This window comes from Kineosporia rhizophila (genome assembly GCF_021277265.1).
Lineage (GTDB): Bacteria > Actinomycetota > Actinomycetes > Actinomycetales > Kineosporiaceae > Kineosporia > Kineosporia rhizophila.
Genome location: NZ_JAJSOH010000020.1, coordinates 61,272 through 80,418, shown reverse-complemented (window position 1 = coordinate 80,418; position 19,147 = coordinate 61,272). Strand labels below are relative to the sequence as shown.

The window sequence follows — 19,147 nt, the reverse complement described above, 5'->3', positions numbered from 1 at the left end:
CCCCGGCGCGGGTCGTCCCAGGAGTTACCATAGCCACGTTCCACCGTTGGATGAAGTGTTCCAATAGCTGGAAGGTGGCCCATGGCCCTGCGCAGTGCCGCGTGGTACGCCGGCGACGACCGCAACGCCTACATCCACCGCGCCTGGATGCGCCGCGGGGTACCCGACAAGGCCTTCGAACGCCCACAGATCGCGATCGCGAACACCGCCTCCGACCTGACGCCCTGCAACGCACATCTGGGTGAGGTCGCGCAGTCGGTCAAGAACGGCATCTACGAGGCCGGCGGTATCCCTCTGGAACTGCCCGTGGTCTCCCTCGGCGAGACCAACGTCCGGCCCACCGCCATGCTGTGGCGCAACATGGCCGCCATGGCCACCGAAGAGATGCTGCGGGCCAACCCGATCGACGCGGTGGTGCTGCTCGGCGGGTGCGACAAGACCATCCCCTCCCTGCTCATGGCCGCGGCCTCGGTGAACCTGCCCGCCCTGGTGGTGCCCGGCGGGCCGATGCTCACCGGCACCTTCCGCGGTGTCCCACTGGGCTGCGGCACCGACGTCTGGCGCCTCAGCGAAGAAGTCCGGGCGGGCACCCTGTCCCAGGCCGACTTCCTGAAGTCCGAGCAGGCCACCATCCGCAGCCCGGGACACTGCAACACGATGGGCACCGCCAGCACGATGGGCCTGCTGGCCGAGGCACTGGGCACCGTTCTGCCCGGCACCGCCGGCACTCCGGCACCCGACAGCCGCCTCAAGGTCGCCGCCCACGAAAGTGGCCGACTGGCAGTAGAACTCGTCACCGCAGGCCGCAGGCCCAGCGACATCCTCACCCGCGCCTCGTTCCACAACGCGATCATCACGCTGGCTGCCATCGGCGGCTCGACCAACGCCGTGGTGCACCTGCTGGCCATCGCCGGCCGCCTCGGATTAGACCTGACCCTGGACGACTTCGACCGGATCGGCTCGCAGGTGCCCCTTCTGGTCGACCTGGCTCCCGCGGGCCGGTTCCTGATGGAGGACTTCCACCGGGCCGGGGGCCTGCCGGCCGTGCTGCGGGAGGTACGCGACCTGCTCGACCCGGCGGGGCTCACGGTCACCGGGCGACCGCTGGTGGACTACCTCGACGATGCCCCGATCTGGGACACCGAGGTGATCCGCCCCCGCCAGGAACCGCTGCTCACCGAGGGCGGAATTGCCGTCCTGCGGGGCAATCTCGCCCCCTCCGGCGCAGTGGTCAAACCCGCCGCCGCCTCGGCCCACCTTCTGCAGCACCGCGGCCGCGCCGTGGTCTTCGACTCCATCGAGGACTTCCACGCCCGCGTCGACGACCCGGAGCTGGACGTGGACGCCGACTCGGTGATGGTGCTGCGCGGATGCGGGCCCAAGGGCTACCCCGGCATGCCCGAGGTCTCCAACATGCCGCTGCCCAAGAAGCTGCTGGAGAAGGGCGTACGTGACGTGGTGCGCATCTGTGACGGCCGGATGAGCGGAACCGCCTACGGCACCGTGGTTCTGCACGTCGCCCCAGAAGCCGCCGCCGGAGGCCCGCTGGCCCTGGTGCGCAACGGCGACTGGATCGAACTCGACGTGCCCGGCCGCCGTCTCACCCTCGACGTGCCCGACAGCGAACTGGCCACCCGCACCCCCAGCACCGAAGCGGCCGCCGCCTACGCGGCCCCCCAGCGCGGCTGGCAGAAACTCTACGTCGACCACGTCATGCAGGCCGACACCGGCGCCGACCTCGACTTCCTCACCGGTTCCAGCGGACCGGAGGTGGGCCGCGAGTCCCACTAGGTTCGCTGTCGCCCGGTTCAGCGCATCTCTCGTGTCCGGATCTCGATCAGAGACGCCTCGTGCACGGTCAGCAGCGGGGTCGTGGTTCGCGGGCGTACCCGAGGATCGACGAACACCTCCGAGTCCGGCCCCCAGGCAAAAGCCTTCAGCCACAGGCCTTCGGCGAGTATCCGGCGACTGAACGGAGCAAGGTCGATCTCCAGTTCGAGGCCGGACCAGAACTGCTCGGCGATCAGCTCGGGCCCCGCGTAGAGCCTCAGAACGTCTCCGGTCCAGGCGAGCCGCAGCATCAACGGTCCGGCGCGTTCCAGCAGTCCGGGCGGAATCGGTACCGAAACGGCTTCCAGAATCTCGAAGTCCTCGTCGCGAGGGGCCGAGAACTGTTTCTGCAAGTCGTTTCTGCGCACCGGGGCCGGAACCGCCGCGGGAAAGACCGGAATCGCCAACGGGTGAACGACATCGCCACCAGGCACGCGGTAGCGGGTGAAAACCGAACCCTCGCCCTCGTGCGTCACTCCTTGGGCGAGCGCCGGGAACACGTCCAGAGGACGATCCCGCTCGGAAACGACGGCGTGGAAACCGCCGTCGAACCAGCCGTCCCCGGCCCAGACCACCAGCCTTTCCCGGCCGGCCACCTCTCCCTTCCGGACGGCCTCGGCCGTGGCCTCGTCCAGGAAGACCAGCGTCGTCATACCGATCCAGATCTCGCAGTTCTGACCGGGTTCGCGCTGCGGTCGCACGATCAGGCCGCCTTCGGCCGGCTCCACGTCAGCGTGCAGCACCCAGTCGGCATCGACACCTTCGACGAACAGTTCGACGTCGATGCCGGGCGTGGCCGCGAACAGGACGTAGGTCTCGTCGGCGACCTCGAGTTCGGTGATCGGCTGGGCCGTGACCGTGAGGGCCGGGATGTCGTTGAAGCGCTGGCGCAGCGGCCAGGCGAAACAGCTGCGGGAGCGGATTTTCACAGCAGGGAGCGCGATGCGGCGCTCAGCGAACTGCACCTCGAACTGAACGTCCCGTGGTCCGCGCTGGTTACTGACGAACAGATAGCCACGTTCGGCGTCGGCCCGGGCCACCCAGCGAAGGTCGTCTCCCGGCTCCGGCAGTATCGCCGGCAATTCGGCGAGGTGGGCGCCGTAGGTCTGTCGGAACAACTGCTGGATGCGCAGTTTTCCGACGTGCTCGGTCCGAGTCGGGTACGACCCCGGCCACGACGAGCCGATCGCGGTGCTCGCCAGCGCGAGTGCGGCCACACGGTCGGGACCAACCAGAGGACGCCGGTGGTAGGCAACCCGCATTTCCTCGGCTGCTTCGCTGGTCACCAACGATGCCGACACCCCCAGAGCCTCGGCAATCGCGCCCGGCGGCACGGGTCCCGCCGGTTCTGGGGCCGGTCTGAGCACTCTTCGTGGAAATCGTTCGTCCCGCGCATCCCCCACCATGATCACGACCGTATGCGGCGATCAGCCGGGACGACAAGGCCCGGTCGAGCACGGTCCAGCGCGGTTCACCCGCGCCGGTCACCTCTCGTCGTCGGCGTTCCGGGCGTTGTCGTTGCCGCCTCCCCCGTCGCCCTCGTCCTGACCGCCGTCCTCGTCCTCGTCCTGATCGCCCCCGTCCCCGCCGTCCTCGCCGTCCTCCTCGTCGTTGCCGCCGGTGTTGGGCCCCGCGCTGATGTAGATGGTGATCGTCGAGCCGACGCTGGCCCGGCCCGAGGGATCCATCCGGGCCACCGTGCCGGCCGGCTGGTCGGAGGTCTCCAGCTCCGAGCCCTGACTGACCCCGAAGCCCGCGTCCTCCAGGCGGTCCCGGGCCTCGTCCGGGCTCATCCCGACCACCCACGGCACGTCGGCGGTGGGCACCTGGGTGAGCTTGGCGTCGGCCTTCGGGAACTCCTTGATCTTCTTGCCCTTGAGCGCGGCCGTCATGATCTCTTTCCAGATCGGTGCCGCGATGGTGCCGCCGTACACGTTGTAGTGGTAGTCGCCGTTGATGTAGATCCGGCGCATCTCCTTGCGCTTGCCCTTGACCGTCTCCGGGCCGACCCAGACCGCGGTGGCCAGCTGCGGGGTGTAGCCGACGAACCAGCTGTCCTGCGAGTTGTTCGTGGTCCCGGTCTTGCCCGAGGCCGGCTGGCCGCTCTCCAGCGGCCCGGTGGAACTGGCCGTGCCGCCGGTGAACACCTTGCTCAGGCCCAGGGTGACGGTGTTGGCCACCTTGGCCTGCATGGTGCGCTTGCACTCGGGCTGCGGGACCGCGAGCTTCTTGCCGTTGCGGTCGGTGATCGAGGCGATCACCACCGGCTTGCAGTAGATCCCGCCCGAGGCGAACGTGGCGTAGGCGTTGGCCATGGTCAGCGGCGACTGACTGGCCACCCCGAGCACCACCGAGGGCACACAGCCGGGGATCTTCGTGGTCGTCTTCGGGTTCTTCACGTCCGAGCCGAGGTTGCCGGTGATGCACGGGTCGCGGGTGGTCTGGGCCTGGTGCATGCCCAGCTCCTCGGCGGTGTCGGCCACGTCGCACAGGTTGAGCTGCTGTTCCATCCGGGCGTAGGCGGTGTTGACCGACTGCGCGGTCGCGTTCATCACCGTCATGCTGCCGCCGCCCTCACCGTCGCTGGCGTTGTACACCGTCCAGGTACCGACCAGCGGGGTGTCCGCACACGTCTTGAAGCTGCTGTTGGCCGCCACGTAGGGGGCTGCCCCGCTGATGCTGGCGTTCAGCGACTTGCCCTCCTTCAGCCAGGCCGCCAGCACCACCGGCTTGAACGTCGACCCGGTCTGGAAGCCCGAGGAACCGCCGTAGTTGAAGTCGGTGGAGTAGTTGATCGTGGTGTTCTGCCGGCCCTTGCCGGGGTTGTAGTACTTGTTCTGGATCATCGACAGGACCTTGCCGCTGCCCGGCTCCACGGTGACCGTGGCGGTGGCGACCCGGCTGTCGTCCTTCGGGGGGATCGCGTCGATCGACGCCTTCCACGCGGTCTTGAGGATCTTCGGGTCGAGGTGGGTCTTGATCGTGTAGCCGCCCCGCTTGATCGCCATCGCCCGCTGTTCCTCGGTCTTGCCCAGGAACGCGAAGTCGGGGCTCTTAGTGAGCAGGTTGAACACGTAGTCGCAGTAGTAGGCCCGGATCCCCGAGTTGGCGCAGCCCTGGTAGGTCGGCGTGATGTCGGCCTTGAGCTTGGTCGCCACCGCCTTCGCGTGCGTCTCGGTGTCGATCATGCCCTGCTGGTACATCTTGTCCAGCACCGTGTTGCGCCGCTCCAGAGCGTCTTTCTGGCGTTTCTTGACCGCGATGTTGAACTGCGGCGGCGACTGCACCATGCCCGCCAGGGTGGCCGCCTGCGGCAGCGTGAGCTTGGCCGCGGTGGTGTTGAAGTAGTACTTCGAGGCCGCCTGGATCCCGTTGATCTGCCCGCCGAACCAGGCGATGTTCAGGTACGCCTCGAGGATCTCCTTCTTGGTCATCTTCTTCTCGAGCGCGGAGGCCAGCCGGATCTCCCGCATCTTGCGCTGGTTGGTCTGCTCCTGCGCCGCGTCGTAGGCCTCCATGTCGCCCTTGAGGTAGGCGGCCTGCTTGAGCATGTTCTTGACCAGCTGCTGGGTCAGCGTCGAGGCGCCCTGCGAGACGCCGCCGCTGATCTCGTTCACCACCAGCGCCCGGATCAGGCCCTTGGGGTCGACCCCGCCGTGCTCGTAGAACCGCTCGTCCTCGATCGCCACGATCGCGGTCTGCATGAACGGCGAGACCTGCTTGATGCCGACCAGTTCCCGGTTCTCGTCGTAGAACGTGGCCAGCAGCGAGCCGTCGGCCGCCAGCACCCGGGTGTTGGCCGCCATCTGCGACTGCTCCAGTTCGCTGGGCAGCTCGTTGAACGCGTCGATCGCGCTGGTGGCGGCCAGGCCGGACGCGCCGATCGCGGGGACCGCCAGGCCGGCCGCGAGGACGCCGGCCACCAGGCTGGTCACCACGAAGGCGCCGAGCAGACCCAGGACGTTTCGCGGAGAGGGTGCCGGCGACATGACCCAAGGTTAAACCGGCAGGCGCCACATCACCCGATCGGCGGGCGTGGCGCGCCCGGTTCTCGAAAGTCGTTCGCACGCCGACGAGGCCGGATCCGGACCGGGGTGAGCCGGTCCGGACCGCCTCGGCGAGCGGCTTGTCAGGATCATGATCATCGCGAGGTTCGCGACGACCCGACCGTTTGCACCGCATTCGTCCGCGGGTCCGGTCCCGTCCTGGGAATTACTTCCTACAGGCGCACTTCGGCGCGCAGCTCACCGACCACGATCCGGCGCAGGAGCCGGCGAGCCTGATGGCGACTGCGCAGCCGGTCCTGGCGCCGGTAGCGGTTCCACTCCTGGCCACCCCGGTCCAGCCGGTAGGGCGCGAACTGCTCACTGAGTCGCCAGCGGCAGCCGTGGGTTGCCCTCAGGCTCTTGGCGCTCACCTCGTCGGGCAGGGTGCACGGGCCGAAGCGGTGGTCGTGGTGCGGCACGCAGGTGTGCATGGGTGAGTCGGCCAGACGCACCCACGCCGGCCTGGTCTTGTCGGTCCTGCTCATGGCGGTCACCTTCCGGTTCCGCGACGCCCCGGACGGGGCCGTCGCTAGACCGGGTGCCGATGACGCATGTCAGACCTCCGTCAAGCCGGGTTCAGGACCGGGACCAGGGGTGCGGCGAAGAAGTCCCGCTCCAGTCTGGCCGACTTCTCGAACGCCTGCCACATGCTCTCCTGCACTTGCGGTGCGGCCGCCTCGGCCACCCGCTCGGTGATCGCCCGGGCCCGCTCGGCCGACTGCACGAACAGCGGGTCGGCGTAGGTGGCGATCCACTCGTGGTACGGGTTGGTCTCCGGTGCCGGGGCCAGGCGGGCCCCCACGTCGGCATACATCCAGTAGCAGGGCAGCACCGCGGCCACGCCCTGCTCGTACCCCTGCTCGACGGCCTGGCGAAGATGCGACAGGTACTCCTGCGTGCCCGGCGCGACCTCGACCTCACCGTCGGCCGACCAGGTGCGGTGCAGCTGCGTCTCGACGGTCAGGCAGGTGCTGGCCCCGGCCGCCCAGAACGCCCGCTCGCCCGGATCGCCGGTGAGCTGGGCCAGACGGAACAGCACCGAGGCGTAGCCCTCGAGGTAGAGCGCGTCCTGGGCCAGGTAGAACGCGAACGCCTCACGCGACAGGCTGCCGTCGGCCAGCCCGGTCAGGAACGGGTCGGTGTCGGTGGCCCGGCGCAGCTCGGCGGTGCGGGCCCACCACTCGCCGGTGATGCTGGTGCTGAGGCCCCCGCGTTCCCACAGCCCGGCGAAGTGACTCACCGGCCCGTGCCCCTGCCCCACCGCCAGCGCCTCACCGTGCCGCAGGCTCTCGGTGAGCCAGCGCTTGGAACGATCGATGCTGGTGAACCAGTCTCCGGTGGCCGCCTGCCAGGTGGCCACCGCCGAGGACAGTGAGCAGCCGGTGCCGTGGGTGGCCTGCGTGCGCACCCGGGCCGCGTCCAGCCTTCGCACCGGCACGGTGGCGCCGGCGTCGACCAGGGCGTCGCTGACCACGTCGCCGTTCAGGTGCCCGCCCTTGGCCAGCACCCGCACGCCCCACCGTTCGGAGACCGCCAGCGCCTGCCGGACCACCTCGTCCCACTCCTGAGCCACCTCGGCTCCGGAGAGCACGGCCAGCTCGGGCACGTTCGGGGTGACCAGCCCGGCCAGCGGCAGCATCTCGCGCAGGGCCTGCTCGGCGCCGGCGCCGAGCAGGCGGTCGCCGCTGGTGGCCACCATCACCGGATCGAGAACCACGACCGACGGACGCACGTGGTCCAGCCACGCGGTCACCTCACCGATCACTGCCTCCTCACCGAGCATGCCGATCTTGACCGCGTCGATCTCCACGTCGTCGCTGACCGCCTCCAGCTGCTCGCGCAGGAAGCTCACCGGCGGGGTGTGCACCGATCGCACGCCCCGGGTGTTCTGCGCGACCAGCGCGGTGACCACGGCCATGCCGTAGCCGCCGTTGGCCGCGATGCTCTTCAGGTCGGCCTGGACGCCGGCCCCACCCGTGGGGTCGGTGCCGGCGATCGAGAGAACTCGGGGAATCATTTCCACACCTCCGCGTAGGCGGCAGCCGCCGCGCGGGGATCGGCGGCCGCGCAGATTCCGCTGACCACCGCCACCCCGGACAGTGCGCTGCCGGCCAGGGCTGCCGCATCCTGAACCTTGATCCCGCCGATCGCCACCGCCGGCAGGGCCGAACGGGCCGCGCGCTCGCGCATGCCTTCGATCCCCAGGGGCGCGGGCGCGTCGGGCTTGGTGTCGGTGGCGCGCAGCACCCCGATACCTACGTAGTCGACCCGCGCCGGGCTGGCTGCTGCCGCCGCCAGCTGTTCCGGGTGCGCGGCGCTGAGCCCGAGCACCGCCTGCGGGCCGATCAGCTGCCGGACCAGAACAGCGGGCAGGTCCTCCTGGCCCACGTGGACCCCGGCGACCGGCGCCCCCTGCTCCCGGGCGGCCAGGTACACGTCGACCCGGTCGTTGACCAGCAGCGTGACGCCCTCCGGGACGACTTCGCCGACCTCCATCACCGTACGCAGGAAATCGCCCGCAGGACGCTCTTTCTCGCGCACCTGCACGGTGGTCACACCGCCCGCCACGGCCGCCGCGACCAGGTCGGGCAGCGTGTGCCCGGCCCGCTCGGCCAGCCCGGAATCGGTGACCAGGTAGAGACCGAGGTGGAGACCGAGCTGGAGACCGAGGCCGGTCACGACACCCGGGCCAGGCGCTCGAGGTCGTCACCGTCGACCGAGGCCAGGGCGTCCAGGAAGGCGACCGCGAACGACCCCGGACCGGCCGCCACCTCGGCCGCCTTCTGCGCGGCCACCGTGTACACCAGCACCGCGGCGGTGGTGGCGGCCAAGCGGTCGGTCTCGACCGCGGCGAAGGCGGCCATCACGGCGCCCAGCGCACAACCGCCGCCGGTGACCTTCGTGAGCAGTTCGTGGCCGTTGGCCAGGCGCACGGTACGAGTGCCGTCGGTGATCAGGTCGACGGCGCCCGAGACCGCCACCACTCCCCCTGTGCCGGAGGCGATCTCAGCGGCCGCGACCTCGGCCGCGTCGACCGTCGCGGTGGCGTCCACCCCTCGTCCACCCGTCCCGGTTCCCGCCAGAGCGAGAATCTCCGAGGCGTTGCCCCGCACGATCGTCGGGCGCAGCTCGCGCAACTGGTGGGCCAGCGCCGTGCGCACGGGCAGCGCGCCGATCGCCACCGGATCGAGCACCCACGCAGTTCCGGCGGTGGCGGCGGCCTGCGCCGCCACCTCCATCGCGGCCCTGCGCCCGGCGTGCGGGGTGCCGAGATTGATCAGCAGCCCTCCGGCGACCTGCGCGAAAATACCCGATTCCTCGGGGATGTCGACCATCGCCGGAGCGGCCCCGACCGCCAGGAGGACGTTCGCGGTGAAGTTGACCACGACGTCGTTGGTGATGCACTGGACCAGCGGCGAGTGCTGCCTGACCCGGGCCAGCAACTCGACGGAACTCGGCACGACAACGGTGTTCACGGGCACGGCAAAATCCGGCATCCGCAGACATCCCTTCGCTAGTACGAACTAGATCAGGTTCAACGGGTTTCATCTCAGCCACCGATTGCGGGGCACCCCGTGTCTCTTGGCAGGACATTCTCATTTCCCGCCCGATCCGCGCAACACCCGCCTTTCGGCCTCAGGCCCCGGGAGGCGTTCCGGGGCACATCGGACACTGCGAAGATCGTTGCGGCGCAGGCAAAGCCCTCGGAGCGGCGGGGGTGGACACGACGGCCGCGCGGCGGGCGACACCGGCCCGCGTCGTGCGGTAACTTGCCCGGACGGGATCACACAACGTGATCAGCAAGGCCATCCTGGTGACACGGATCGAAGGGATGCGACACGCCAGGACGGCATGACCCATCCCCGGGGGACGCACGTGGAAGCAGGCACCGGCCTCCCCCTTCGCCCGCGCACGAGAACCAGCACCACAGAATCGGTCCGGGTCACCCGAACACCCGGCACCGACGTCCTCCAGGTGTTGCGCCGCCCGTCCGGCGGCCCCCGGATACCCCGGCAGAACCGGCGCCCTCAGACGCCGCACACCAACCGGCTGCCGGTCACCACTCCGGGCGCCGGTTTCCGCACCGACGTGCAGGGCCTGCGGGCGGTCGCCGTCCTGATGGTCCTGCTGTACCACACCGGTCTCGGGCCCAGCGGCGGCTTCCTCGGCGTCGACGTCTTCTTCGTCCTGTCCGGTTTCCTGATCACCGGCCTGCTGGTGCGCGAGCACCAGAAGACCGGCCGGATCTCGCTGACCGCGTTCTGGGCCAAGCGCGCCCGCCGACTGCTGCCCGCCAGCGTCCTGGTGCTGCTCGTCACCTGCCTGACCGCACGCTGGTGGCTGCCCGCCTCCCGCTGGGAAAGCGTCGGGCAGGACGCCATCGCCTCGGCGGCCTACGCGATCAACTGGCGCCTGGCCGCCGGATCGGTCGACTACCTTAGCGAGGGCGCCGCCCCCAGCCCGCTGCAGCACTTCTGGTCGCTGGCCATCGAGGAGCAGTTCTACCTGGCCTGGCCCCTGCTGATCAGCCTGGTGCTGCTGGCCCGCACCAAGAAGGTGGCGATCGGCGTGATCAGCGCCGTGATCGCCGGCTCCCTGCTGCTGGCCCTGCTCACCTACTCACCCCAGACCTACTTCACCACCCACACCCGGGTCTGGGAGCTCGCGGCCGGCGCCCTGTGCGCGATCACCATGCCGCGGGCCCGCCGCCGGGCCCACGCCCGCGCAGCCACCCAGGGCCAGCGCTGGAGCCGCGCCCTGCTCGGCTGGAGCGGACTGGTCCTGATTCTCGGCGCCCTCTTCGTGGTGCGGCCGGAAACCATGTGGCCGGGCCCGCTCACCGTGGTGGTGGTCGTCGGCACCGTGCTGATCCTGCGCTACGGCCTGGCCGCACAGGGCGCCCACCTGCTGCTGTCCAACCCCGCGCTGACCCGGATCGGCGACATCTCCTACTCGCTCTACCTCTGGCACTGGCCCCTGGTGGTGTTCGCCCAGGTCGACGGCGACCTGACTGTGGTCGAGGGCCTGGCCGTCGTGGCGATCAGCCTGGCCCTGGCCGCCGCCACCTATGCGCTGGTCGAGAATCCCGCCCGTACCGCCCGCTTCTGGGCCCCTACCCGGCTGGGCCTGGCCGGCGGTCTGACTCTGGCCCTGGTGGCCGCCGGTTCGGGAACGCTCCTGGCCCAGGCCCGCTCGGTACAGGAAGCGGTGCACGCCGTGGGCGCGGCGGGCACCATCGAGGTGCAGCCGGCAGCCAAGGCCCTCACCCCGCGACCGGAGGAGGCCAAGAACGACAGCGGCGAGATCTACACGCGCGGCTGCCCGTCCAACTACGCCGACGCAACCGTCCGTCCTTGCGTGTTCGACTTCCGCGCCGGGCCGGACTCCCCCACCGTCGTGGCGGTCGGCGACTCCAAGATGGGCCAGTGGATCCCCGCGCTGGAGGAGATCGCCCGGCAGGAACGCTGGCAGCTGATCTCGATGACCAAGGCCGGCTGCGCCTTCTCCGACACCCGGCGATTCGAGAGCGGGGCGCTCTACACCTCCTGCATCGACTGGAACCAGGCGGTGCGCGATCAGGTCACCGCGATGGACCCGGACCTGCTGTTCACCACCCAACTGGAGACCTACCCGGTGTTCAAGAACGGGAAGGTGGTGCGCGGCGAGGTGAAGCGCCGCGAGATGATCCGCGGTCTGCGGGTGCGGCTGGCCGAGATGAAGCGGGCGGGCATCCCGGTGGTGACCTTCGCCGAGACCCCGCGGATGGCGATGGACGTGCCCGAGTGCGTCAGCCTCAACCTGAACACGCTGGCCAACTGCGCCAAGGACCGCGAGGAGGCACTGGCCGGGGAAGGCGTGGTCCGGACCGCCGCCCAGCGGGCCGGTGACCCGGTGCTCGACCTCAACGACCGTCTGTGCACCGACGAGCAGTGCCCCTCGGTGATCGGCGACGCCCTCATCTACCGCGACGACCACCACCTCACCGGCACCTACTCACGCACCCTGGCCCCGTTCGTCCGTACCCGGCTCGCCGAGGTGCTCAAACCTCGCCTGCTGCAGCGACTTCTGCCGCCGGAGAGCTGACCGCAAGCCTTTTTTCCGAGTCAATTGCCCGTTTGTACCCGTTCTGGCCAGCAGAACGGCGGGCAAACGTGTCTAATGTGACATGTGAATCTCAAGCGAACGGTAAATGGCCTACTGGTGCGCGCCACGGGGTACCAGCTGTCGCGGCCGGCCCCGGCGGCTCCGCGCGGGCTGAACAAGACGGTCACCCGCCTGGAGAAGGCGACCGCTCGCCTGGAACGCCTCGCCGGCTCTGCCTCCACCCCTGCCTCTGCTCCCGCCGCCCCGAAGAGCGCGAGCAAGGCCAAGCCGTTCCCCCGGGACTTCGACGACGAGATCAAGGACGTCATCACCGCGGTCCGCCCCTACACGATGACCAGCAACGACAAGCTGCACGCGCTGATCACCGCCACCCGGTACATCCGCGACCACCAGGTCCCGGGCGCCGTGGTGGAATGCGGTGTCTGGCGCGGTGGTTCGATGCACGCGGTGGCCCGCACCCTGACCGCCGGCGGCGATCAGTCCCGCGAGCTGTACCTGTTCGACACCTTCGAGGGCATGCCGCCGCCAGAGGAGAACGACGTGCGCACCGACGGCCGCACCGCGCAGGAACTGCTCGCCGAGGGCACCCGTGAGCAGACCATCTGGGCCTACGCCTCGCTGGAGGACGTGAAGGCCGGCTTCGAGACGGTGCCCTACCCGGCCGAGCGGGTGCACTTCGTGCCCGGCAAGGTGGAGGACACGGTGCCGCAGAAGGCTCCCGAGTCGATCGCCCTGCTGCGCCTGGACACCGACTGGTACTCCTCCACCCGCCACGAGCTGGAACACCTGTACCCGCGCCTGGTCTCCGGCGGGGTGCTCATCCTCGACGACTACGGCTGGTGGCAGGGGGCCCGGCAGGCCACCGACGAGTGGCTGCGGGACAACGGTTTCCAGCTGGCCCTGTGGCGGGCCGGCACCGGTCGCGTCGCGATCAAGCCCTAGTGCCCGGCTTCGCCTTCCCCCCGGGTCAGTACCTCGCCGTCACCTCCCGCCTGGCCCTGGGCCGGGGTGGGCAGACGGCGATGTTCCTGCTGCGCAACCGGCTCTTCGCCGAGCAGGCCGGGATCACGCCCACTCTGCTGTCTTTCGACGACCAGCCCGACTACCCGCACATCCGCGCGGAACTCGCGGCCGCTGGGCAGATCGCCCCGAGCACGGTGATCCTGAACCTGTTCGAATGGCTGCGCAACGAGCCACCGCCCCTGGCCCCGGATCAGGCTCCCCCACTGCCCGATCCGGTGGACCTGGACCGCACCGACCAGCCGCATCCGGACGGCACGGTGCATCTGAGTTCGTACTCCAAGGGCACGGCGGTGATGACCGACTACCGGCGGGCCGACGGCAGCGTCTATCTGCGCCGCAGTTCGCAGGGTCTGCTGCTGGCCGACCGGAACAACCGGGTGGTGCGTCGGTTCGGCGGGCTGGGCGCCCTGCGCCGGTGGTGGGTCACCGGCCTGTTCGACCCCGACCCCTCGACGCCCGTCTTCGTCGTCTCCGACAGCCGTTTCGCCCTGCGCCACCTGGTTCCGCTGGCCCATCAGGAACAGGTACGGCTGATCCATGTGGTGCACAACATCCACGTTCTCGAGCCGTACCACCCGGATTCGGAGCCGCATCCCACCCATCTGCCGGTGCTCGAGGCCATTCCTCAGCTCTCGGCCCTGGTCACCCTGACCGGACGGCAGCGTGAGGACATCGTCCGGCGCTTCGACACCGCCGACAACGTTTACGTCATCCCGAATCCGGTGACCGAACCCTCCGTCGGAGACGAAAAGGCCAGGCAAGCGCAACGGTTCGTCATGATCGGGCGGCTGGAACGACAGAAACAGATTGAGGACGCTGTACGCGCCTTCGCCACGGTGGTCGCCGAGGAGCCGGGGGCCACTCTGGACATCTACGGTGAGGGCAGCCTTCGGGAGGAGTTGCAGAACCAATTACGGACGAGTGGTCTCGAGCACGCAGTTCGGCTGCGGGGTTACGACGCGGCGGCCAAGGAGCAACTGCACACCGCCACCGCGCTCCTGCTGACCAGCCGGTTCGAGGGCTACCCGCTGGTGGTGCTGGAGGCCCTGGCCCGGGGGTGCCCGGTGATCGCCTACGACATCGCCTACGGTCCGCGGGAACAGGTGCGATCAGCCGGTTTTCTGGTGCGCCCGGGTGACACCGGCGAACTGGCCGACCAGATGCTGCGGCTCGTGCGCGACCCGGATCTGCTGGCCCGGCTGAGCACGGCGGCCCGGGCCGAGGCCGGAACCCACTCGGTGCAGCAGTATCTGCGCGACTGGCAGACACTGCTGCACCGGGTGGCCTCAGAGGAACATGGCCAGGAGGGCGACGACGATCAGGGTGCCGATGATGCTGACGGCGATCGAGCCGAGGCAGCCGAGGCGGTTGGAGAAGAAGAAGAACATGACTGATCGCCTCCGGGGGAAGAGAAGCTGACTGGTTGCTGAGCTGCTCAGGGTCGGGGGTCGTGGCGTGTCCAGGGCCGGCTGTCACGCCGCACCCCCATCGCCGCGGCACAGCGTGGGCACACCTCGGCCACCGCGTCGGCGTGCGCCCCGGTGGCCGGGTCGGCGTCGGCCCAGGAGACGTGCGGGAAGCGACTGAGCCGCGACCGGCTCAGCGCCAGCCCGCACAACGTCTGGTTCATCCCCTGCCGCCAGCCGTGCACCTCACCCGAGGGACGCCGGACTCCGTCCGGGTCCACCCAGGTGCCGGTCGCTGCTACGGCAGTGCTCTGCTTGCCGATGACCGCCCACTCCTCAGCACTTGCCGGGACAGGCCAGGCCTGGTGCTCAACCCCGCTGTCCCACTGCGCCCCAATCTAGTCAGCCCCGCCCGTCCCGCCAGTCGCGACCTCCCGGCCTACGGCTTGCGGGCCACGCCTGCCCAGTACCAGGCCGACTGCGGGTCCTCCACCGGGCCGTCGGGCCGCCAGGCGCGCACCGGCACCAGCCCCGGCTCGATCAGCTCCCAGTCGCCGAAGAACTGCTCGACCTCGGCCTTGGCCCGCGGCACGAAGGTCATGCCCGAGGCCCGCGCCGACTCGGTGACCTCGTTCACCACCGGCGGGTCGAAGTCGGCCGTGGGATGAGTGATGGCCAAGTAGCTGCCGGACGGCAGGGCCTCGCGCAGCTTGGCCACCGAGCCCTGCACGTCCTCCCGGTCGTCGATCAGCATCAGCACCGCGATCAGCATCAGCGCGACCGGCCGCTCGAGGTCGAGCTGGGCCCGCAGCTCCGGATCGGCCAGGATCGCCTCCGGCCGCCGCACGTCCGCGGCGATGTAGGCGACCTGCCCCACCTCGTTGCTGATCATCAGCGCCCGGGCGTGCGCCAGCACCACCGGGTCGTTGTCGGCGTAGACCACGTGCGCGTCCGGCGCCACCGACTGCGCGGTCTCGTGCAGGTTGGGGCTCGTGGGGATGCCGGTGCCGATGTCCAGGAACTGGCGCACCCCCTCGGCCGCCAGGGCGTGCGTGGCCCGGTTGACGAAGTCCCGGTTGGCCCGCGCCATCTCCCGCATCGAGGGGATCTTCTGCAGGAAGAAGTCGGCCAGCTCGCGGTCGGCCGCGTAGTTGTCCTTGCCGCCGAGCCAGTAGTCGTACATCCGGGCCGAGTTCGGGATCAGGTGGTCCGGATGGACGGCCTGGCGGGTGGCATCCGCCGGTGGCTGACCCGGCTGCCCCGGCTCGCTCGGCTGGTCGGACTTCTCTGGCTCGGTCACGGTTCCCCTCCCGATCCGCGCCCGGACTGCACAGCCCGGCGCCTTTGTCGCTTCTGTGCGGGTTCAGGCTAGCGGCGACGACCGGCCACGACGAGTCCCGACGAGCCCGTCGAGCTCCGCGTGTGACCCCTGAGCGACAATCAGCTCCGTGAAACAGCGCTGGCTGGGCCGAGGCGCCTTCGCCCCCACGAACGACGCCACGGTGGCGGTCGACGTGGCCGACTCCTGGCTGGTCGACGAGGGTCGCTGCCGCGGGCTGGACCTGCACCGCGAGCGCTTCACCCGCTCCTGCGCCCACCCCGACGCCGGCCTCTTCTTCGACGACGTGCTCCCCTTGCTCCCCCGTACCGGCCGCTGGTTCCCCCGCATCGAGTTCCACCAGGGCGAGTTCCGGGCCTGGGTCAGGCCCGCCCCACCCCCCTCGTCCTCCGTGTCGCTCTGGTTCCCCGACCGCCCTGACCCTCGCAAACGTCCTTTAGTTAAAGGACCCGACCTGGAGACCCTGCTGAAGCTGCGTGCGCAGGGCGGCGACGGCACCGAGGCGGTGCTCGTGTCACCGGAGGGGTGGGTGCGGGAGGGGGCGCTGAGCTCGCTGATGTGGTGGCGGGGCGATGTGCTGTGCGGGCCGCCGGACGGGCCGGGGCTGCTGCCGAGTGTTACTCGTGCGCTGGTGCTGCGGATTGCTGCCCGGCGGGGGCAGAAGGTGGTGTTCGAGCAGGTTGGGGTGAGGGCGCTGGACGGGCTGGTGTGCTGGTCGATGAGTGCTCTGCACGGGATCCGGTCGGCTGGTCCGGTCGGTTCGATCGATGGCCGGCGGCAGTCGTGGCAGGAGGAGCTGCTCGGGCTGGCCGAGTAGCGGACCGCGCCGCCATTCACGGCACCGACCGGATCCGTCCCACCAGCACCGATCCGAGCACGCTGATCGCCGCCGCCAGCCCGAACACCCCGGCATAACCCAGCTCGAGCGCCAGCACGGCCGCCGCCAGGGCCGGGGCCAGCACCTGCGGCAGGGCCGCGGCGATGTTGATGACGCCCAGATCCTTCGCGCGGTCGTCGGCCGCGGGCAGCACCTGGGTGATCAGTGCGAAGTCGACGGCGGTGTACGCGCCGAACCCGATGCCCAGCAGCACCGCCCCCACCCAGGCCGCCGCCAGCGTGGGCACCAGGGCGAACAGCAGCAGCGCGGCCGCCGTGACCAGGCCCGACCAGATCACGAAAACCTTGCGCCGGCCGACCTTGTCGGACCCAGTAGCCACCGGCGAAGGCGGTGACCACAGTGCAGGCGCCGTAGACCGCGGTCAGGGCGAACACCGCCCCTTCGGCCTCGTCCTCGGCCAGGCCCACCGCGTCTTCCAGGTAGAAGAGCAGGTAGAGGATGAGCAGCGCGTTGCCCAGGTTCATCAGGAACCGGGTGAGCCAGGCCCAGGCGAAGTCGGGGTGCTCACGCGGCGACACCCAGAACGCAGACCAATTCAAGGACGCCGGTGGCCGGGACTGCGGGACGTCGCGGGAATTGAGGGCGTAGGGCACGGTGGTGATCAGGAGCACCGCCGCCAGCGTGAGATACCCGGCGGCAATGCTCCCGGTGGCCGCGGCGATGCCGGAACCGGCCACCACGCCCAGGGTCTGGGCCACGGCCAGGGCGCCGCCGACGGTACCCCGCTCGTGCACCGGCACCTGGTCGGGCACGGTGGCGGTGATCGCGGCCAGCATGGCGTTCAGGCCGGCCTGGGCCAGCGCCCAGGCCAGGACCATCTGCCCGACGCTGTCGGCCTGAGCCAGGAGCACCATCGACACGGCGCCCGCAGCGGCCCCGCCGAGCACCCACGGCAGCCGACGTCCCAGGCGCAGCGTGGTGCGATCGGAAAGCGCGCCCCAGAACGGGTTCAGGACGGTGGAGACCGCCGCCCCCACACCGGTCACCAGGGACAGCGCCGATTCCTTGTGCTCGGGGGCCAGCACCTCGGCCTGCTGGGCGAGCAGCACCTGGATCGGCCCGAAGAAACCCGACCACAGACCGATGCTGGCCAGGAAGAGCCCACCCACCCACAGGCGCGGGACCCGCTCGAGTTGTGTGCTCACGCCCGGCCTTCACGGTGCGCCCGCACCAGGTCCGCGTACCAACTGAACGAGCGTTTGGGAGTGCGCACGAGCGTCTCAAAATCGATGTGCACCAGCCCGAACCGCTGGGTGTACCCGTGCGCCCACTCGAAGTTGTCCATCAGCGACCAGCAGTAGTACCCCCGCACGTCCACCCCCTGAGCCACCGCTTCCTCGACCGCCCGCAGATGGGCCTGGAGGTAGTCGATGCGGGCCTGATCGTCGACGACTCCCTGCTCGTCGGGCGCGTCGGGATAGGAGCAGCCGTTCTCGGTGATGACGACCGGCGGGATGCCCGGGTAGCGGGCGTGCAGGTCGAGCAACAGCTCGGTGAGCCCTTCGGGGACCACCGGCCAGCCGAAACCCGTTGTCGGGTAGCCGCTCAGCTCCGCGTAGTCGAACGGCAGCGGCGAGCCCGGGGCGGCCGCCCGCACACCCATCGGGTTGTAGTAGTTCACACCGTAGAAGTCGAGCGGCTGCCCGATCAGCTCCAGGTCCTCGGCCACCGGGCCGGGCATCCCCTCGCCCAGGCCCTCGGGATAGCGGCCGAGCAGGATCGGGTCGGCGAACAGCCGGTTCCAGAGCAGGTCGAGGAACCGGGCGGCGACCCGGTCGGCCTCGGACCGGCCGAGCGCGCGCACCGGGAAGTGGTTGGTGGCCGTACCGATCCCGGTGGCTCCGGCCGTGCGCAGCGCCTGCACCGCCAGACCGTGCCCGAGCAACGCGTGGTGCACCGCGGGAAGCGCCTCGAACAGCAGGTTCTTCCCAGGGGCCAGCTCTCCGAGCGCATACCCCTGCAACGTCATCACGTTCGGCTCGTTCACCGGGCACCAGGAGGCCACCCGGTCGGCCAGGCACCCGGCGACCACCGACGCGTACTCACCGAAGCGGTAGGCCGTGTCGCGACTGAGCCAGCCCCCCTCGTCCTCAAGTTCCTGAGGCAGGTCCCAGTGGTAGAGCGTGGCCATCGGCCGGATGCCCGCCTCCAGCAGCGCGTCGACCAGCCGGTCGTAGAAGGCCAGCCCCTGGGCATTGACCGGGCCCCGGCCCCCCGGCTGGATCCGCGGCCAGGCGATCGAGAAGCGGTAGCCGCCGGCGCCGAGCCGCTTCAGCAGCGCCACGTCCTCGGCCGGCCGGTCGTAGTGACCGCAGGCGACCGCGCCGCTGCTGCCGTCGGCGATCCGGCCGGGCTCGGCGCAGAAGGTGTCCCAGATGCTCGGGCCCCGGCCGTCCGCCGTGGCCGCCCCCTCGATCTGATAGGCGGCCGTACTCGTTCCGAAGACGAAGTCCCGCGGCAGGTTCACGGACCCGACCCCCACTCCTGTGCCGGAAAGATC

At 70.1% G+C, this 19,147-nt stretch carries 14 protein-coding genes, 2 pseudogenes and 1 riboswitch; of the genes and pseudogenes, 5 read left to right on the top strand and 11 right to left on the bottom strand.

Annotated elements, in window-relative coordinates; genetic code table 11:
* Positions 1-81: 81 nt before the first annotated feature.
* A complete protein-coding gene (locus LWF15_RS24830; RefSeq protein ID WP_232813331.1) occupies positions 82-1,791 on the top strand; it encodes an IlvD/Edd family dehydratase in 1,710 nt (569 codons plus the stop codon).
* 17 nt (positions 1,792-1,808) lie between these two features.
* Here the strand turns inward: LWF15_RS24830 and LWF15_RS24825 are convergent, their stop codons facing one another.
* The 6 genes from LWF15_RS24825 to thiM form a co-directional block, all read right to left on the bottom strand.
* The gene (locus LWF15_RS24825) at positions 1,809-3,131 is read right to left on the bottom strand and encodes a hypothetical protein (protein ID WP_232813330.1); all 1,323 of its coding nucleotides are present in this window, start codon (positions 3,129-3,131) and stop codon (positions 1,809-1,811) included.
* A 183-nt stretch (positions 3,132-3,314) separates the two neighbouring features.
* Entirely contained in the window at positions 3,315-5,819 is a 2,505-nt protein-coding gene (locus LWF15_RS24820) for a penicillin-binding protein (RefSeq protein WP_232813329.1), read from the bottom strand.
* A 230-nt stretch (positions 5,820-6,049) separates the two neighbouring features.
* On the bottom strand, positions 6,050-6,361 hold the full coding sequence (locus tag LWF15_RS24815; protein WP_232813328.1) for a hypothetical protein: 312 nt from the start codon (positions 6,359-6,361) through the stop codon (positions 6,050-6,052).
* A gap of 80 nt (positions 6,362-6,441) precedes the next feature.
* Positions 6,442-7,893 carry a bifunctional hydroxymethylpyrimidine kinase/phosphomethylpyrimidine kinase gene (thiD, locus tag LWF15_RS24810; protein WP_232813327.1) on the bottom strand — a complete coding sequence of 484 codons (1,452 nt, stop codon included), beginning with the start codon at positions 7,891-7,893 and terminating at the stop codon, positions 6,442-6,444.
* Positions 7,890-8,555 carry a thiamine phosphate synthase gene (gene thiE, locus LWF15_RS24805; RefSeq protein WP_232813326.1) on the bottom strand — a complete coding sequence of 222 codons (666 nt, stop codon included), beginning with the start codon at positions 8,553-8,555 and terminating at the stop codon, positions 7,890-7,892. The genes thiD and thiE overlap by 4 nt, the downstream gene beginning before the upstream one ends.
* A complete protein-coding gene (thiM, locus tag LWF15_RS24800; RefSeq protein WP_232813325.1) occupies positions 8,552-9,373 on the bottom strand; it encodes a hydroxyethylthiazole kinase in 822 nt (273 codons plus the stop codon). The genes thiE and thiM overlap by 4 nt, the downstream gene beginning before the upstream one ends.
* Positions 9,366-9,462: riboswitch (TPP riboswitch) on the bottom strand. (Overlaps the previous gene by 8 nt.)
* A gap of 266 nt (positions 9,463-9,728) precedes the next feature.
* Between thiM and LWF15_RS24795 the strand changes: the two genes are divergently transcribed.
* The 3 genes and pseudogenes from LWF15_RS24795 to LWF15_RS37795 all read left to right on the top strand — a co-directional run.
* Positions 9,729-11,960, top strand: coding sequence for an acyltransferase family protein (locus tag LWF15_RS24795; RefSeq protein WP_232813324.1), 2,232 nt, complete (start codon positions 9,729-9,731; stop codon positions 11,958-11,960).
* A 117-nt stretch (positions 11,961-12,077) separates the two neighbouring features.
* A complete protein-coding gene (locus LWF15_RS24790) occupies positions 12,078-12,923 on the top strand; it encodes a TylF/MycF/NovP-related O-methyltransferase (RefSeq protein WP_232813323.1) in 846 nt (281 codons plus the stop codon).
* A gap of 80 nt (positions 12,924-13,003) precedes the next feature.
* Positions 13,004-14,209, top strand: a pseudogene (locus LWF15_RS37795) (glycosyltransferase); the annotation flags it as partial.
* Between the two features lie 230 nt (positions 14,210-14,439).
* Here LWF15_RS37795 and LWF15_RS24780 read toward each other — a convergent pair.
* Positions 14,440-14,691, bottom strand: a complete 252-nt coding sequence (locus LWF15_RS24780) for a hypothetical protein (RefSeq protein WP_232813321.1) — start codon at positions 14,689-14,691, stop codon at positions 14,440-14,442.
* Between the two features lie 158 nt (positions 14,692-14,849).
* The gene (locus LWF15_RS24775; protein WP_352396703.1) at positions 14,850-15,611 is read right to left on the bottom strand and encodes an SAM-dependent methyltransferase; all 762 of its coding nucleotides are present in this window, start codon (positions 15,609-15,611) and stop codon (positions 14,850-14,852) included.
* A gap of 247 nt (positions 15,612-15,858) precedes the next feature.
* Between LWF15_RS24775 and LWF15_RS24770 the strand changes: the two genes are divergently transcribed.
* Positions 15,859-16,566 (top strand): aminotransferase class IV, encoded by a 708-nt coding sequence (locus LWF15_RS24770; RefSeq protein WP_232813319.1) that lies wholly within the window; start codon positions 15,859-15,861, stop codon positions 16,564-16,566.
* A 16-nt stretch (positions 16,567-16,582) separates the two neighbouring features.
* On the opposite strand, the gene LWF15_RS24765 is transcribed toward LWF15_RS24770, so the two are convergent.
* From LWF15_RS24765 to LWF15_RS24755, 3 genes and pseudogenes are all read right to left on the bottom strand, one after another.
* Entirely contained in the window at positions 16,583-16,966 is a 384-nt protein-coding gene (locus tag LWF15_RS24765; protein ID WP_232813318.1) for an MFS transporter, read from the bottom strand.
* A gap of 40 nt (positions 16,967-17,006) precedes the next feature.
* A pseudogene (locus LWF15_RS38230) lies at positions 17,007-17,624 on the bottom strand (MFS transporter); the annotation flags it as partial.
* A 164-nt stretch (positions 17,625-17,788) separates the two neighbouring features.
* Positions 17,789-19,114, bottom strand: a complete 1,326-nt coding sequence (locus tag LWF15_RS24755; RefSeq protein ID WP_232813316.1) for a GH1 family beta-glucosidase — start codon at positions 19,112-19,114, stop codon at positions 17,789-17,791.
* Positions 19,115-19,147 lie beyond the last annotated feature (33 nt).

What these genes read in the sequence shown, in the direction of transcription:
- LWF15_RS24795 (WP_232813324.1), top strand. Translation starts at nt 9,729, where the DNA reads ATGACCCATCCCCGGGGGACGCACGTGGAAGCAGGCACCGGCCTCCCC.
- thiM (WP_232813325.1), bottom strand. Translation starts at nt 9,373, where the DNA reads ATGCCGGATTTTGCCGTGCCCGTGAACACCGTTGTCGTGCCGAGTTCC.
- thiD (WP_232813327.1), bottom strand. Translation starts at nt 7,893, where the DNA reads ATGATTCCCCGAGTTCTCTCGATCGCCGGCACCGACCCCACGGGTGGG.
- LWF15_RS24830 (WP_232813331.1), top strand. Translation starts at nt 82, where the DNA reads ATGGCCCTGCGCAGTGCCGCGTGGTACGCCGGCGACGACCGCAACGCC.
- LWF15_RS24815 (WP_232813328.1), bottom strand. Translation starts at nt 6,361, where the DNA reads ATGAGCAGGACCGACAAGACCAGGCCGGCGTGGGTGCGTCTGGCCGAC.
- LWF15_RS24820 (WP_232813329.1), bottom strand. Translation starts at nt 5,819, where the DNA reads ATGTCGCCGGCACCCTCTCCGCGAAACGTCCTGGGTCTGCTCGGCGCC.